This window comes from Thalassolituus sp. UBA2009 (genome assembly GCF_002335285.1).
GTDB lineage: Bacteria > Pseudomonadota > Gammaproteobacteria > Pseudomonadales > Oceanobacteraceae > Venatoribacter > Venatoribacter alkanivorans.
The window spans coordinates 5,532-20,404 of sequence record NZ_DDCJ01000109.1; the positions used below are offsets into that span (position 1 = coordinate 5,532).

Consider the following 14,873-nt stretch of genomic DNA (forward strand, 5'->3'; position numbering starts at 1 on the left):
GTCAGCAGCTTGGCCATCTCCAGCACACCTTTGCGCGGCAGAATGATCTGCTGGGCAGTATCCGGGCCGTTCATCGCCACATGGCAGGTCGCCAGGCGGTGACCATCGGTAGAAACGGTACGCAGACCGGTGGCGCTCACTTCAAACAGCATACCGTTGAGGTAGTAGCGGACGTCCTGCTGGGCCATGGCGAAGCTGGTACGGTCGATCACACGACGCAGGCTGCCCTGCTCCAGGGTGAACGTCTTTTCGCCGGCAATGTTATCCACATTGGGGAATTCGGTGGCAGGCAGCGTCGACAGAGTAAAGCGGGAACGGCCGGAGCGGACATTAACGCGCTGCTCGTCCTGTTCGATTTCAATCTGTGCACCGTCCGGTAACGAACGGCAGATATCCATCAGCTTTTTAGCCGGAACCGTGATCTCACCTTCCTGACCAACCTCATCAAGAGTGACGCGGCCAACCAGTTCGACTTCCAGATCGGTGCCTGTCAGTGACAACTGCTGACCCTGAACCTCCAGCAGTACGTTTGACAGTACTGGCAGAGTCTGGCGTTTTTCTACTACGCCGGCCACCAATTGCAGAGGACGAAGCAAGGCTTCCCTAGAGATAACGAATTTCATGGTTCTCCACTCAGGTCCTGGGCATGTTCATCGGATTGAACAGCGCCTGTGATTGCTTGAAAACAGTCTGTCGTACAGTAAATCAGCACAAAATGACGGCTGATTTACGTTGTCAGCGAGCGCAGCAGATTCTTATAGTCTTCGCGAATATCTGCGCTGGTTTCCTGTAATTCTTTAATTTTGCGGCACGCATGCAGAACTGTTGTGTGATCACGGCCACCAAAGGCATCGCCGATTTCCGGCAGACTGTGGTTGGTCAGTTCTTTGCTCAGCGCCATGGCCACCTGGCGCGGGCGGGCGATGGAGCGGGTGCGGCGCTTAGATAATAAATCAGACATCTTGATTTTGTAATACTCAGACACGATTCGCTGAATATTATCGACACTGACCTGTTTATCCTGCAGCGCAAGCAGGTCTTTCAGGGATTCTTTGATAAACGGCAGGGTGATTTCACTGCCGGTAAAATGGGCGTTGGCCACCACGCGTTTCAGTGCACCTTCAAGCTCGCGCACGTTGGAGCGGATCTTCTGGGCAATAAAGAAAGCGGCATCATCGGGCAGGTGTACACCGGTCTGCTCGGCCTTCTTCATTAAGATAGCCACACGGGTCTCAAGCTCCGGCGGCTCAACCGCTACAGTTAAGCCCCAGCCAAAGCGGCTTTTCAGGCGCTCTTCCAGACCATTGATCTCTTTCGGATAACGGTCACAGGTCAGAATCATCTGCTGGCCGCCCTCAAGCAGGGCGTTAAAGGTGTGGAAGAACTCTTCCTGTGAGCGCTCTTTACCGGCGAAGAACTGAATATCGTCAATCAGCAACGCATCCAGGCCGCGGTAAAAACGTTTGAATTCGTTAATGGCATTCAGCTGCAGCGCTTTCACCATATCCTGCACAAAACGTTCAGAATGCACATACAACACTTTGGCATTCGGATTTTTGCTCTGCAGATAGTTACCCACAGCATGCATCAGGTGAGTTTTACCCAGACCAACGCCACCATATATAAATAGAGGGTTGTAGGAACCGCCGGCATTTTCGGCAACCTGGCGGGCTGCGGCATGGGCCAGCTGGTTCGATTTACCTTCAACAAAGGTTTTAAAGGTAAAGGTCGGGTTAAGGAAACTCTGGTGCTGGATGCCCCCTTCAACCTGAACTTCACGCTTAGGGCGGCTGACAACAGGTGCCGGTGCAGCAACCGGAGCTTCGCCATAAGACGGCGTGTTATTAAAAGAAGGGACTTCCTGCTGGCTGCCGTAATCAAACTCGGCCTGCGCCCGTGGGGCGGCAAAACCAAAGTTTTCATTCTGGGCAGGAGCCGGAGCAGGCTCAGGACGACTGACAGCCAGCGGCCGGAACATCGGCTGGGCTTCACCCACGGCCAGTTCCACACGGGTTATCAGACCGCCATTCAGATCAGAGAGGATTTCCTGAATGCGTTGCAGGTACTTATCCTTCACCCAGTCTTTTACAAAACGGTTAGGCGCACTCAGAACCAGCTGTCCACTGTCGGCGTTTGCCACCAAAGGCCGGATCCATGTGTTGTATTGCTGCGCGGGGAGTTCGTGCTGCAAGTGTCCCAGGCAATCTTGCCACAGAGCTGTCAGTGCCACTTCTTTATATCCGTTATCTGAATTCTAGCGAGCCGCACATTCTAACTGAGGGGACGATGGTTATCCACAGAAGTTATGATAATTTTCCACGCTTCCTTAAACCCTGTGGATAAACAGGACGAAAGCATGCGGATAGTTTTCTGGATAACCTTGTCCGGAATTTTTCTGTCGATTCCACACACATTCCATACCTCACTTACCGGCAGCTAGTGCATAACTTAAGCGCAGTTAAACACACCACTTATGCTTGCCATAAATGTTTGTTTTTAAAGGACTTTTTATGGTTACCCACAGATATTGGCGTGACTAAGAATAAAAATAACGAACTACTCCTTCTCTTCTTTCACATAACATAACAGGTATAAAAATCTTTTCGTGTGAACAGGAAAAACCGGTTTGAGTAAGTTCTGAAACTGCACATAAAATCACCATTGCTATTGCTGATTCTTTCTCATACAATTGCCGCCCTTAAAAATTAGACCCTTTTCACTTAACTGGGTGACAGTGTTATGAAACGTACTTTCCAACCAAGCGTATTGAAACGTAAGCGTACTCACGGTTTCCGTGCCCGTATGGCTACTAAAAACGGCCGTGCTGTTCTGGCTCGTCGTCGTGCTAAAGGCCGTCACGTACTGACTGCTTAATCGACCGTCTGACGCTGCGTAGTTTGCCGTCGATGCCGGAATTCGGATTTCCCCGCCGTGCCCGCTTACTCAAGCCGGTGGAGTTCAAACGGGTTTTCGACAAGACAGAATTACGCGGTAGTTCGCCTCACCTGTTGGTGCTGGCAACTCCGAATGAGCAGGACCAGGCCAGGATCGGATTCGTTCTGGCCAAAAAGCAGATCAAACGGGCTATAGACCGCAACCGGATTAAACGTCTGGTTCGCGAATCGTTCCGGCATCATCAGCATGAGATGGCGTCGCTGGATTTTGTTTTACTTGCCCGCTCTGGTCTTGCCGAACTGGACAACCAGCAAATTCGTGAGATGATTGACGGCCTTTGGTTCAGATTAAAGCGTCCTTCCAATGACAGACAAGCAAACGGCAGCCGAAAAAACCGCCGCGCATCCCGGCGCTAAGGTGTTGCTGTCCCTGATTGCTTTCTATCGTTACGCTCTCAGTCCCCTTATTCCCAGTCGTTGTCGCTATTACCCCACCTGCTCTGCCTATGCCGATGAAGCTGTTCGTCGATATGGTGCTGTGCGCGGCGGTTATCTTGCGCTCAAACGGTTGCTCCGGTGTCACCCATGTGGCTCCCATGGCGTTGATCCGGTACCCGATTTACCCAACCATTCCTCCAATTGTTGTCAACGGAAACCCTAATCATGGATATCCGCCGTACGGTCATATTTCTTGGCCTGATTGTCAGTAGCTATTTTCTTATCCTCGCCTGGAATGATGACTACGGTCAGAAAAATCAGGTAACAGCGCCGATTGAAGCAACTGCGGTTGCTGAAAACCAGGACGCTCCGGTAACCACCGCCAGTGCCGACGAGCTGGCTGAGCAACCAGCGGTTGATGCTCCGGTTGTCAGCACAGAAGCCAAGGCGCAGCCATCGGCGGAGCTGATTCGCGTAGATACCGACGTACTGCGTCTGGTGATTGACCCACGTGGTGGTGAAATCGTTGAAGTACTGCTGCCTGAATATCCGGCAGCGGTTGATCAGAAAGACGTTCCTTTTGTATTAATGGAGCGCAACCAGCGCCGTACCTATGTGGCCCAGAGTGGTCTGCTGGGTAAAGACGGTGTGGATGCTCAGGGTCCGGCGCTGTACAGCGCGGATGCCACTCAGTATAAGCTGGCGGATGGCCAGGATGAGCTGAGCGTTGTGCTGACTACTCAGACTGAGAAAGCAACGGTAGAAAAAGTATTCACCTTCCGTCGTGGTGATTACCTGATGGATGTTAACTTCCGCATCAAAAATACCTCGGCCGAAGCCTGGCAGGGTGTTTTCTACGCGCAGCTGAAGCGTGATAACTCGGTTGACCCGTCGGCCGGTTCGCAGATGGGCATGGCGGCTTACTTAGGCGCAGCTCTGACCACTAAAGAAAACCGCTACGAAAAAGTAACCTTCTCCGATCTGGAAGACGGCCAGTACAAAAAAGTCGAGCAAGGTGGCTGGGCCGCAATCCTGCAGCACTACTTCCTCGCTGCCTGGGTGCCAGCAAAAGATGTGCAGCACACCTACAACGGCCGTGCGGTTAAAGGAAACTACATTTTTGGTTTCTACGATGCGCCTACGGTTGTTGCCGCCGGTGAAACCGCTGAAGTGGGTGCCAGCCTGTATGTTGGTCCTAAAGTGCAGGATCGTCTGGCCGAAATTGCAGACCATCTGGATCTGACTGTCGATTACGGCTGGTTATGGTGGATTGCCCAGCCGCTGTTCTGGTTGCTGAGTTTCTTCCACGGTCTGGTGGGCAACTGGGGTGTGGCCATTATTCTGCTGACTGTACTGATTAAAGCCGCATTCTTTAAGCTGTCTGCCACTTCTTACCGCTCGATGGCGAACATGCGCAAAGTAGCGCCGAAGATGCAGGAAATTAAAGAAAAATACGGTGATAACCGTGAAAAGCTCGGCCAGGAAATGATGAAGCTCTACAAAGAAGAGAAGATCAATCCGCTGGGTGGCTGTCTGCCGATTCTGGTGCAGATGCCGGTATTTATCGCGCTGTACTGGGTACTGATGGAATCTGTGGAACTGCGTCAGGCACCGTTCTTCCTGTGGATTAAAGATATGTCGGTGATGGACCCTTACTTCATCCTGCCATTAATCATGGGTGCTTCTATGTTTATTCAGATGAAGCTGAACCCAACACCGCCGGACCCGATGCAGGCGCGTGTTATGCAGTTTATGCCGGTGATCTTTACCGTCTTCTTCCTGTGGTTCCCGGCCGGTCTGGTACTGTACTGGGTAGTGAACAACATCCTGTCGATCAGTCAGCAGTATGTGATTACCAAACAGATCGAAAACAGCTGATCTGCAGGAATCTTAAAAAGGCGCTTCGGCGCCTTTTTTATTGCCTGCCATCCCTGGCGGCAAGCCTGTGCCACACAAACCGGCGTGCCGTTGCGGTGCAACGTTAAAAGCTGCTCCTGCTGCTTTTTTATTGCCTGCCATCCGGCGGGTTAACTCAGGTACAATTCGCGCAAGCCAAACCGCTGTATTTAAAACGGCCCCAGATTTCAGGAATCCGCGATGAGCAACCTTATCCACAACGACACCATTGCTGCCGTAGCCACTGCACCGGGGCGTGGCGGGGTTGGCATTATCCGCGTATCCGGCGCGCTGGCGTTAACCGTGGCTCAGGCCGTACTCGGCATAGAGCCCAAACCCCGTTATGCCCACTACGGGCCGTTTAAAGCGGCAGACGGTACTGTGCTGGATGAAGGCATCGCACTGTTCTTCCCCAACCCGAATTCTTTTACCGGCGAAGATGTCCTCGAACTGCAGGGCCACGGCGGTCCGGTGGTGCTTGATCTGTTGCTGAAAGAAGTGGTGGCGCGGGGTTGTCGTCTGGCGCGCCCCGGCGAATTTTCCGAGCGCGCTTTCTTAAACGACAAAATGGATCTGGCCCAGGCCGAAGCCATTGCCGATTTAATCGACTCCGCCTCTGAGCAGGCCGCACGCTGTGCGTTGCGTTCATTGCAGGGTGAGTTCTCCAATAAAGTACACAGCCTGCTCGAGCAGTTAATTCAGCTGCGTATTTATGTCGAAGCCGCCATCGATTTTCCCGAAGAAGAAATCGATTTTCTCTCCGACGGCAAAGTAGCCGCCATGCTCGACGCCGTGGATGCGGAGCTGAAAGCGGTTCTGCGTGAAGCCGGACAAGGCGCGTTATTACGTGAAGGCATGAATGTGGTGATTGCCGGCCGGCCGAATGCCGGTAAATCGTCGCTGCTGAATGCACTGGCCGGTCAGGAGCGTGCCATCGTTACCGATATTGCCGGCACCACGCGCGACGTATTAAAAGAACATATCCACATCGACGGTATGCCGCTGCACATCATCGACACCGCCGGTCTGCGTGATGCGCCGGACGAAGTTGAGCGCATTGGTATTCAGCGCGCCTGGGACGAAATCAGCAAAGCCGACCGCGTATTATTGATGGTCGACAGCACCACCAACGAAACCGATGCAGAGAAATTACAGCACGCCCTGTACGACGAGCGCGGGTTGCAGGACGCCGCGACCGATCTGTTAAATAACGGCCGCTTAACCGTTATCCGCAATAAAGCAGATTTATCCACAGAGACCATTGGTCTGAATAACGACGGCCGTTTCCCGGTAATTACCTTATCGGCGAAGCAGAATGCCGGTGTCGATGTGCTGCGCGAACACCTGAAACAGATTATGGGGTTTGATGCCGCTGCCGAAGGAGGTTTCCTTGCCCGCCGCCGTCATATCGATGCTCTTAACCGCGCGCAGCAGGCTCTCGATTTTGGTCGTCAGCAACTGGAAGGCATGGCCGCCGGTGAGCTGCTGGCCGAAGATCTGCGTATGGCGCAGCATGCGCTGAACGAAATTACCGGTGCTTTCACCGCCGATGATCTGCTGGGCGAGATTTTCGGCAGCTTCTGTATTGGGAAATAATCAGCCATGAGTGACAAGCCGGGTGAGCAAGGTTTCTGAGCACTCCGGTAATCGTTTTCAGGCATAAAAAAACCGCGATATTCGCGGTTTTTTTATGCCCGTTAAACAGCCTGAAATGAGCGGATCAAACGGTTTTATATTTCTGCTGTTCCGCTTCCCATTCGCCCAGCAGCTCACGGTTATCGTGCATCCATGGGTGAAAATCGCGGCGGAAATAATCCAGATAATCACGCCAGATGGTTGGTACTAATCCTGGCTTCAGGAAGTAGAACTGGAACCCTTTCCACCAGACTTTCGGGTTGAATAACTGGCCGTCTTTCCACAGGAAAATCGCCTGAATAATGGACGTGCGCAGACAGAAAAGAATGGTGACATTAATCATGGTCAGAACCCGCAGCCAGTAACTGCCAACTGCCTGTTGGTACACATCGTAAGCCACGGCTTTATGTTCGGTTTCCTCAATCGCGTGCCAGCGCCACATTTCTTTAAATTGCGGGTGCATGCCTTCGGTGGATTCCGGGTTGGTCAGAACCTGGTGCGCCATAATGGCGGTAAAATGTTCCAGCGCACAGGTAACTGCCAGGCGGTGTTTACGCGGCAGCCATTTTTTCATCCAGACCTTTTCTTTCTTTTCAAAGGCCATGATTTTGTCGATTGGGTAATGCCATTTTTTCAGGTAGTCGTTGTACTGCGCATGTTCATGGCCGTGAATGGCTTCCTGTTTAATAAAGCCTTTAATCTGCTGCAGTAATTGCGGGTCGCTGATTTTGTGCTGATTATCACGCACGGCATCCATAAACATGCGCTCACCTTCCGGGAACAGGCAGGAAAGCGCGTTCATGAACGTCGATTTAAAAACATCGTCGCCATACCAGTATTTGGGAATGTCATCGAGGTCGAATTCAAATTCCATTTTACGGCCGGGAATTTCCATAGAAGAACTGATGGCCTGAGCTTTTTGCAGTTTGCTGTTCATAAACGCCTCGCAGATGATGTACCTAGCCCAATGTTCAGTGCGGTAGCAGACCGCAAACTATTAACCGGTACGTTATTCTCATTATGCGTAACAGGATAGGCGCATCAGGCCAGCGCTGACAGGTGATCGGACGACAATTATCGGGTGCGGTGGTGACTGCAGGTGGCTTTCGATCACCGCCTGCAGGCAGGGCAGGCGGATTGTTGCAATTGCTCAGAGATGACCGACTTTCACCAGTATCAGCGTCTCTTCATCAACAAAAGGATGGTGCTGGCTTAAGTGCGGACTGCGCAGCCAGGTATGCTGCGGATATTCACCGTGCTCGTCTTTAAAGCAGCCGGAAATTACCAGAATTTCCTCCCCACCCCAGTGGCGGTGAGGTTGGAATACCTCTCCAGCAGGCCAGCGCACCAACGCCGTACTGGCTCCCTGATGTTCATGCAGCGGGCATACGGTCAGGCCGCCAATACCCGGCCGCCATTGCTGATCTTCGGGGCGGATGCGCACGGTTTCAGTGTCGGTTTCAGCAAACTGATTAAGTTTTACAAAAATCAGACAACCCTGCTCGGAAAACGGTGCATGGGCAGAACCCGGTGGATTGCGCAGATAACTGCCGGCCGGGTAATCGCCGGATTCATCGCTGAACACGCCTTCGAGCACATAAATTTCTTCGCCCAGCGGGTGAGTATGCTGCGGAAAACGTGCGCCGGGCAGGTAGCGCACCAGACTGGTTACCTGACCATGCTCCGGAGCTTCACGTTCCAGCGGGAAACGTTCTATCGGCGCCTGCGGTGCGCTGAGCCAGGGCTGATCGCCCTGGCGGATAACCACCACTTTGCTGCGATCCATATTGATGGGCTCAAAAGTTGGCTGGGCGCTCATGGGATCTCCGGACAGTATTTCGTTGATGAAAAGCAGGGCTGCAGGCTGATGCCGACGATTGTATTCCTCTCCGCCGTGGCGGCCCAAGCAGCAAATCCGGCTGACTATCCGGTAAAGCGGCAGACAATGCGTATTTTTATCGGATCGTGGGTTAAAGAGAGCGGATTTTCCGCCGATTGCTATCTTTACAGGTATTACTTTCAGGCAGGAGAACTCCGTGCGCGCAGCAACTCTGGCGATAGCCGCCACCTTACTGGTGGGATGTATTGCAGAAGAAGACAAAGACAAAATCACCAACGAACAGGGAGTGACGGTCAGCGATCCGACGCTGGCCCTGAATGGCTTATGGGATGGTCAGTTCGATCAGGCCGGCAGCCTGCGGGTGCTTATTTATAACGGCAACGTTTACGGTCTGGATGAAAGCCGTGGTTACTACGGCACAGCATTGCTGAATAACGATAACCGCACCGCCACACTGGCGCTGACGGGTTATACCCTGTCGCAGAATGATACCGCCGCCAAACAGTATGTGGCCGACGGTCTGAATCAGGATTACAGCCTCAATGGCCTGCTGTACACCGTGGAAGCTTCACCACAGCTGGTTGGTGACTTTGAAAACGCCACCGGCACCGGCAGTTTTGTGCTGACCGATGATGGCACCTGGCCGAATAACTCTGCCCTGAGTTTGCTGGCGGGCAAGTGGACGGCCACCGGTTATGAATTCTATGTTGAGCCATTAAGCAGCAAGGCTTCGTTTAAAGGCATCAGCACCGACAGCAGTGGCTGCACCTTCGAAGGTGACATCACCCTGTTGGATAAAAACGATGCCCTCTACGCCGTTACCCTGCGCGAGCGCAAAAACTGCCCGGCATTTAACGAAACCAACGCCAGTGGCTATGCCGTGATCAACAGCGATGGCTCGCTGGAGTTGTACCTGCGCAAAGATACCGACCTGTTGTTTATGACCTTTACCGCGCCGGTCAGCAGCACTCCTGTGGAAACCCCTACCGATACAACAGACACAACGACGGATACAACCACGCCCTGAGCGGTTAACGGCTGCTGCTGCCTGCAGTGGCCGTTATTCCTTCCCCCTTCCTGTGTATAACCTTCTGGATAACGCGTAATAAAGATCCGCATAAGCTGGGATCTCAGCATGAACAGTTTTCCTTATTTATTCTGAGGATAAAGTTACCCACAATTATCAACAGCTTTATACACTTACTAATACTTTGTTTTTTAAGGAATTAAATTAAAAAATCACAGCAGTGACTAAAAATGGCTAACAGTCTTTTTACCGATGTGGATAAAGTGTATAAAACCATTGGTTAAATTTTACTCAGCCTACTGCCGCTGGCCGCACAAGGCTGGTATACTGCGCGCCCTTTTTTCCCGATTCCTGTTAAACGAACAATTCTGAGGTGGCTTGTGGATTATCCCGTGCGTTATGACGTCATTGTGGTTGGCGGTGGCCATGCCGGTACCGAGGCGGCGCTGGCCGCGGCGCGTACCGGCTGCAAAACCCTGCTGCTGACCCACAACACCGATACCGTCGGTGTGATGTCATGCAACCCGGCCATCGGCGGGATTGGCAAAAGCCATCTGGTTAAAGAAATCGACGCACTGGGCGGCGCCATGGCGCGCGCCACCGACAAAGCCGGTATCCAGTTCCGCATTCTTAACAGCCGTAAAGGCCCGGCGGTGCGTGCAACCCGCGCCCAGGCCGACCGTGCGCTGTACCGTTCGGCGATTCGTCATATTGTGGAAAACCAGCCCAATCTGGATATCTTCCAGGCCGCCTGTGACGACCTGATCGTACAGGGCGACGGCGTTGGCTCCACCGTCTGTGGCGTAGTCACCAACACCAATATGCGCATTCATGCCACCAGTGTGGTGCTGACCGCCGGTACTTTCCTTGGCGGACTTATCCACATCGGTATGGAAAACCACAGCGGTGGCCGTGCCGGTGATCCGCCGTCGATTGCGCTGTCCAAGCGTCTGCGCGAAATGCCGTTTAACGTTGGCCGCCTGAAAACCGGTACGCCGGCGCGTATCGATGCGCGCAGTGTCGACTTTTCTGTGATGCAGGTGCAGCCGGGCGATGCGCCGCTGCCAGTGATGTCCTTTATGGGTTCGGTGGACGAACACCCGGAGCAGGTGAACTGCTACATCACCCATACCAATGAGCGCACCCACGAGATTATCCGCAATAACCTAGACCGCTCGCCGATGTATGCCGGTGTGATCGAAGGGATCGGCCCGCGTTACTGCCCGTCGATCGAAGACAAAATCACCCGCTTCGCTGATAAAACCAGCCATCAGGTGTTTGTTGAGCCGGAAGGTCTGAACAGCAACGAACTCTACCCGAACGGTATCTCCACCAGTCTGCCGTTCGACGTACAGCTGGATCTTATCCACAGCATCCGTGGTTTTGAAAATGCCCACGTCACCCGCCCGGGTTACGCCATCGAGTATGACTACTTCAATCCACAGGATCTGAAGCACAGCCTCGAAACCAAATTCGTTAACAACCTGTTCTTCGCCGGTCAGATCAACGGCACCACAGGTTACGAAGAAGCCGGTGCCCAGGGCCTGCTGGCCGGTACCAACGCCGCCCTGCGCGCGCTGGAAAAAGACGCCTGGGTACCGCGCCGCGACCAGTCGTATATCGGCGTGCTGGTCGACGACCTGATCACCATGGGCACCAAAGAGCCGTACCGTATGTTCACCAGCCGCGCCGAATACCGCCTGGTGCTGCGTGAAGACAACGCCGATCTGCGCCTGACCGAAGTCGGCCGTGAGCTGGGTCTGGTCGATGACGAACGCTGGGCCGCGTTCAGCACCAAGCGCGAAAGTATCGAGCAGGAAGCGCAGCGCCTGAAAACCACCTGGGTGCAGCCGGGCAGCGCCGAAGCCGCCGCGCTGGAAGCCAAAGGCGAAAGCAAGTTTGTGCGCGAATACAGCCTGCACGATCTGCTCAAACGTCCGGGTCTGGAATACAACGATGTTGCTGGTCTGAAAGGTGAGCCGGTGGCTGATCCACAGGTCGCCGAGCAGGTTGAGATTCAGGCCAAGTACGACGGCTACATCGCCCGTCAGCTGGATGAAATCGAACAGCTGCGCCGCTATGAAAACACCAAACTGCCGGCCGACCTCGACTACGACGCCATGGGCGGCCTGTCGAACGAAGTGAAGCAGAAGCTGAATACCCTGCGCCCGGAAACCCTTGGCGTGGCTTCACGTATTTCCGGTATTACCCCGGCGGCTATCAGCCAGATTCTGATTCATCTGAAAAAGAAAAACGCGGTAAACAAGCTGAGTGCGTGATGCTTAGTTACTGCTGACCCCTGAACCATATGCTGCCCGAACAGGAAAATACGGACCGCATATGGTTTGCCCTGTTAAGGGCTTCATCCGCCCAATACCGCACCTGATGCCATTGCTCAGGCTGTCGCTGCTGTATATTGTGAAAAGACTCAATTTTATCCGGCTAAGTATCAGTGCCTTGGCCAATATCGTGACTAAAGGAATAGCCGATGCTACGCCATCTCCTCAGCTGCCTGCAGCGCGCTGTATCACGCCTTACAGAATCCCGGGTATTTACGTTTAATAGTGAGCCTGAATGGCATATCAGCGTACTGCGTTGGACAACGCTCGTTTTCTACGGCTGGCTGGGCGCTGTGGTGGTGTATCTGCTGTGGCCGTGGCTGTCGTACCTGCGCCCGGAGCGTTTATTTTCACTGACTGATAAGCCAACCCTCTATGTGCTGTTGCAGGTTACCTGGAGCCTGGTGGCGGTGTTGCTGGTGCTGGCATTGCAGGACAAATTTTTTATCCGTTTTCCGCGCAAACGCCAATCCGTTTATTGCATCGATATCCAAACCTTTGTGCGCTACCCAACGCTGCATGTCAGCGTGGTTACAGGCATTCTGCTATTGCTGTCGACCTTTGATGGGACATCCGCTCCAGGCGGTAGCAGTCTGCTGGTTATTTCCAGTGATGCACTGCAACTTCCGGTATTGATCGAAGAAAAAGAGACGCGTCATTTGCCTGTTTTGGGCGGTGATGGGCTGAGCATTTTCTTCCTGATTTACGCTTTTATCCTTGCTGTGCGGACGGCATACCACGTCAGAACTTTGGCTGCTGAAACAGAAAAATCCAGATCAACAGAAGCACTCAATTTACTGACATGCAGTGATAGCCAGTTTGAGCAATGGCTACGAAAGGAAGAGGGCGAAAAGACGCTGGATTTCTTTGACCGAGAACCTTATGTCGAACGTATGCTGGTACGCACCGAACAGACCACAGGCAAGAAGTCACAGCGGAGCAAAGGCCAGATTCTGCTGGGGGAGTTTGGTTCAGGTAAAACAACCATTGTTAATTTACTGGAAAAGAAATTAGGCCCGGAGTGGATTGTATCGCGCTTTGACTGCTGGCAACGGTCGGGCAAGCCGCAAGAACTTGCCGCTCAACTTATTGAGCAGATTCTTCATGATGTTGGTCAGCAGATTGAAGTGACCAGTCTGGCGAGCCTGCCAGAGTCTTTCGCCAGTGCCTTGTATGGCAGCAGTCACTGGTGGCAATTGCTGGATATCTGGCTGCGCCCGGATACGCCGGAACAGGTCATAGGTAAGCTGGATAGTCTGCTTAAGGTGAATAACCGCAGACTGTTGTTGGTGATAGAGAATGTGGACCGCAATGAAGAGCGTGAACATTTCATTAATATTATTGCAGCGATATTGGACAAACTTCAGCAAAGCAAAAACCTTAACCATATTGATTTTATCTTCAGCGCCGATGAAGCACGTCTGGATAAAGAATTGCTGTACCGAATTGCTGATTACAGAGAACGAGTGGCGACTTTTATTTCTCCCGAGCTTCTCATCCGGTTTATGGCCCTGTGTCTGGACAGTGCGTTAAGCGGACGAAGGAATGGTGAGTCATTGATTATTCCCTATCTGAGTAAAGATTTTTTATTGCCAGGTGATGCGCAAGGAAAAATTGAAGCGGTTAAAAGTGCATTCGGAATACAGTCAGGTAATGGTAAGTCGGCAATCTTTAGTAAGGAATCTAACGAAAATAAAGTGCTGATGGCACTCACAAACATTCTTTCCAATCCACGCCGGCTTAAGCATGTATTGCGTGATATGTATCAACGCTGGCTGGATGAACTGAAAGGTGAAGTCAATCTGTTTGATCTGTTGTTGTACTGTACAGCGAATGACGAGGGATCGATAAGAGATGGGATGGATAAATTCACCGAGAAGGACTTAAACGGTTCAGGTGATAATCCTTTTCTGGCAGGAACCAGCAAGAAACCGAAAACGCCTGTGGATTCAGACGCTGAAACCACTGCGGATGCCTCCTACGGCGATTCGGATTTGATAGCGTTTTATCTCCTTAATGGGGATTTAGCTCCAGGCCATCCATGCAGATCGTCTATTTGTCAGCCTGTTATCGACAAGGAAGGAGTGTCGGAAGACGTATTTGAAAAATACCGTAAGGTAGTGGATATAGGCGTTGTTAAAGGCTACGCCAGTAGCGATCAGGAGTTCCTGGGAAATTATATAAAAGCCTCATCTAAGAGTGGTGATCCACAAGCACTGGCAGTTTGTCTGAACTTCGCCTTATCGTCATCCCATCATCTGGTGATCTTTGAAAATCTGCTGATATCGATGACGGAGAAGTATTTTTCTTCAGTTACTGAATTATATCGGTTTTCCAATCGCGCCATCGTTCTGGCCGATCAGCGTTATGCCGATACTATGAATCGTGTTCTTAATCCACTGATCCGGCTTTGCTTTAGGGTGATGAATTTTGACGCTAGTGGCGGTGAAAGTCATGCCGATAAACTTGAAGAAAAATTAATCGCAGCATTAAAAAATCTGGCTGAGCATAAGCAGTACAGTTATATATTGCGCTCTCTTTTATTCATAGCATCCAGCAGAGCAAGTGACCTCGCTTTGCGTGTTATCAATACTGTGGCAAAAAGTGTGTTTACCCGCGATTTTTCTAACAGCATGGCAGATGCATTTGAAAAAAATGAAGCCGGAACTCATGAATTGCAGTATGAGTACATTTCGCTGCTGCCAGCTTTGGAGAAAGCTGAACAAATCATCGGTAAAGAAAGTTTACGCGAGGCTTGTCACTCCTTTTTAATCGTAATGGGTATCAAGCTCACAAAGGATGAG

The 14,873-nt window shown here is 52.1% G+C and carries 13 protein-coding genes; 8 read left to right on the forward strand and 5 right to left on the reverse strand.

All coding sequences use genetic code 11. From position 1 onward, the window contains the following. Both dnaN and dnaA read right to left on the reverse strand, forming a co-directional pair. The coding region (dnaN, locus tag B3P58_RS14015) for a DNA polymerase III subunit beta (protein ID WP_286718394.1) at window positions 1–623 on the reverse strand (623 nt) is incomplete at its 3' end. A gap of 104 nt (window positions 624–727) precedes the next feature. Further along, the gene (dnaA, locus tag B3P58_RS14020) at window positions 728–2,230 is read right to left on the reverse strand and encodes a chromosomal replication initiator protein DnaA (protein ID WP_230331742.1); all 1,503 of its coding nucleotides are present in this window, start codon (window positions 2,228–2,230) and stop codon (window positions 728–730) included. 509 nt (window positions 2,231–2,739) lie between these two features. Between dnaA and rpmH the strand changes: the two genes are divergently transcribed. Genes rpmH through yidC form a run of 4 tightly spaced genes read left to right on the forward strand, consistent with a single transcriptional unit; the run spans window position 2,740 to window position 5,210 of the window. Next, a complete protein-coding gene (gene rpmH / locus B3P58_RS14025; protein WP_145467333.1) occupies window positions 2,740–2,874 on the forward strand; it encodes a 50S ribosomal protein L34 in 135 nt (44 codons plus the stop codon). 32 nt (window positions 2,875–2,906) lie between these two features. Beyond that, window positions 2,907–3,311: a ribonuclease P protein component gene (rnpA, locus tag B3P58_RS14030; protein WP_286718420.1), complete on the forward strand. Its 405-nt coding sequence runs from the start codon at window positions 2,907–2,909 to the stop codon at window positions 3,309–3,311. Continuing rightward, the gene (gene yidD, locus B3P58_RS14035; RefSeq protein ID WP_286718398.1) at window positions 3,259–3,555 is read left to right on the forward strand and encodes a membrane protein insertion efficiency factor YidD; all 297 of its coding nucleotides are present in this window, start codon (window positions 3,259–3,261) and stop codon (window positions 3,553–3,555) included. Before rnpA ends, yidD begins: the two co-directional genes overlap by 53 nt. A 2-nt stretch (window positions 3,556–3,557) precedes the next feature. After that, window positions 3,558–5,210 carry a membrane protein insertase YidC gene (yidC, locus tag B3P58_RS14040; protein ID WP_286718401.1) on the forward strand — a complete coding sequence of 551 codons (1,653 nt, stop codon included), beginning with the start codon at window positions 3,558–3,560 and terminating at the stop codon, window positions 5,208–5,210. A 12-nt stretch (window positions 5,211–5,222) separates the two neighbouring features. Here the strand turns inward: yidC and B3P58_RS14045 are convergent, their stop codons facing one another. After that, window positions 5,223–5,447, reverse strand: a complete 225-nt coding sequence (locus B3P58_RS14045) for a hypothetical protein (RefSeq protein ID WP_286718404.1) — start codon at window positions 5,445–5,447, stop codon at window positions 5,223–5,225. Here B3P58_RS14045 and mnmE point away from each other — a divergent pair. Further along, a complete protein-coding gene (mnmE, locus tag B3P58_RS14050; protein WP_286718407.1) occupies window positions 5,430–6,824 on the forward strand; it encodes a tRNA uridine-5-carboxymethylaminomethyl(34) synthesis GTPase MnmE in 1,395 nt (464 codons plus the stop codon). The two genes, B3P58_RS14045 and mnmE, sit on opposite strands and share 18 nt — an antisense overlap. A 124-nt stretch (window positions 6,825–6,948) precedes the next feature. Here the strand turns inward: mnmE and B3P58_RS14055 are convergent, their stop codons facing one another. Both B3P58_RS14055 and B3P58_RS14060 read right to left on the reverse strand, forming a co-directional pair. Then, the gene (locus tag B3P58_RS14055) at window positions 6,949–7,800 is read right to left on the reverse strand and encodes a metal-dependent hydrolase (RefSeq protein ID WP_286718408.1); all 852 of its coding nucleotides are present in this window, start codon (window positions 7,798–7,800) and stop codon (window positions 6,949–6,951) included. A gap of 213 nt (window positions 7,801–8,013) precedes the next feature. Then, complete coding sequence (locus B3P58_RS14060; protein ID WP_286718411.1) at window positions 8,014–8,682, reverse strand: cupin domain-containing protein; 669 nt, start codon at window positions 8,680–8,682, stop codon at window positions 8,014–8,016. Between the two features lie 217 nt (window positions 8,683–8,899). On the opposite strand from B3P58_RS14060, the gene B3P58_RS14065 reads away from it, so the two are divergent. The 3 genes from B3P58_RS14065 to B3P58_RS14075 form a co-directional block, all read left to right on the forward strand. After that, on the forward strand, window positions 8,900–9,730 hold the full coding sequence (locus B3P58_RS14065) for a hypothetical protein (RefSeq protein WP_286718413.1): 831 nt from the start codon (window positions 8,900–8,902) through the stop codon (window positions 9,728–9,730). 380 nt (window positions 9,731–10,110) lie between these two features. Next, window positions 10,111–12,009 carry a tRNA uridine-5-carboxymethylaminomethyl(34) synthesis enzyme MnmG gene (gene mnmG / locus B3P58_RS14070; protein WP_145467348.1) on the forward strand — a complete coding sequence of 633 codons (1,899 nt, stop codon included), beginning with the start codon at window positions 10,111–10,113 and terminating at the stop codon, window positions 12,007–12,009. A 209-nt stretch (window positions 12,010–12,218) separates the two neighbouring features. Then, window positions 12,219–14,873, forward strand: a 2,655-nt coding sequence (locus tag B3P58_RS14075) for a P-loop NTPase fold protein (RefSeq protein ID WP_286718417.1), incomplete at its 3' end; no start/stop codon positions are given.

Bases quoted from the DNA above. Each gene is read 5' to 3' on its own strand.
- rpmH (WP_145467333.1), top strand. From the start codon at position 2,740: ATGAAACGTACTTTCCAACCAAGCGTATTGAAACGTAAGCGTACTCAC.
- rnpA (WP_286718420.1), top strand. From the start codon at position 2,907: ATGCCGGAATTCGGATTTCCCCGCCGTGCCCGCTTACTCAAGCCGGTG.
- yidD (WP_286718398.1), top strand. From the start codon at position 3,259: ATGACAGACAAGCAAACGGCAGCCGAAAAAACCGCCGCGCATCCCGGC.
- yidC (WP_286718401.1), top strand. From the start codon at position 3,558: ATGGATATCCGCCGTACGGTCATATTTCTTGGCCTGATTGTCAGTAGC.
- mnmE (WP_286718407.1), top strand. From the start codon at position 5,430: ATGAGCAACCTTATCCACAACGACACCATTGCTGCCGTAGCCACTGCA.
- B3P58_RS14055 (WP_286718408.1), bottom strand. From the start codon at position 7,800: ATGAACAGCAAACTGCAAAAAGCTCAGGCCATCAGTTCTTCTATGGAA.
- B3P58_RS14060 (WP_286718411.1), bottom strand. From the start codon at position 8,682: ATGAGCGCCCAGCCAACTTTTGAGCCCATCAATATGGATCGCAGCAAA.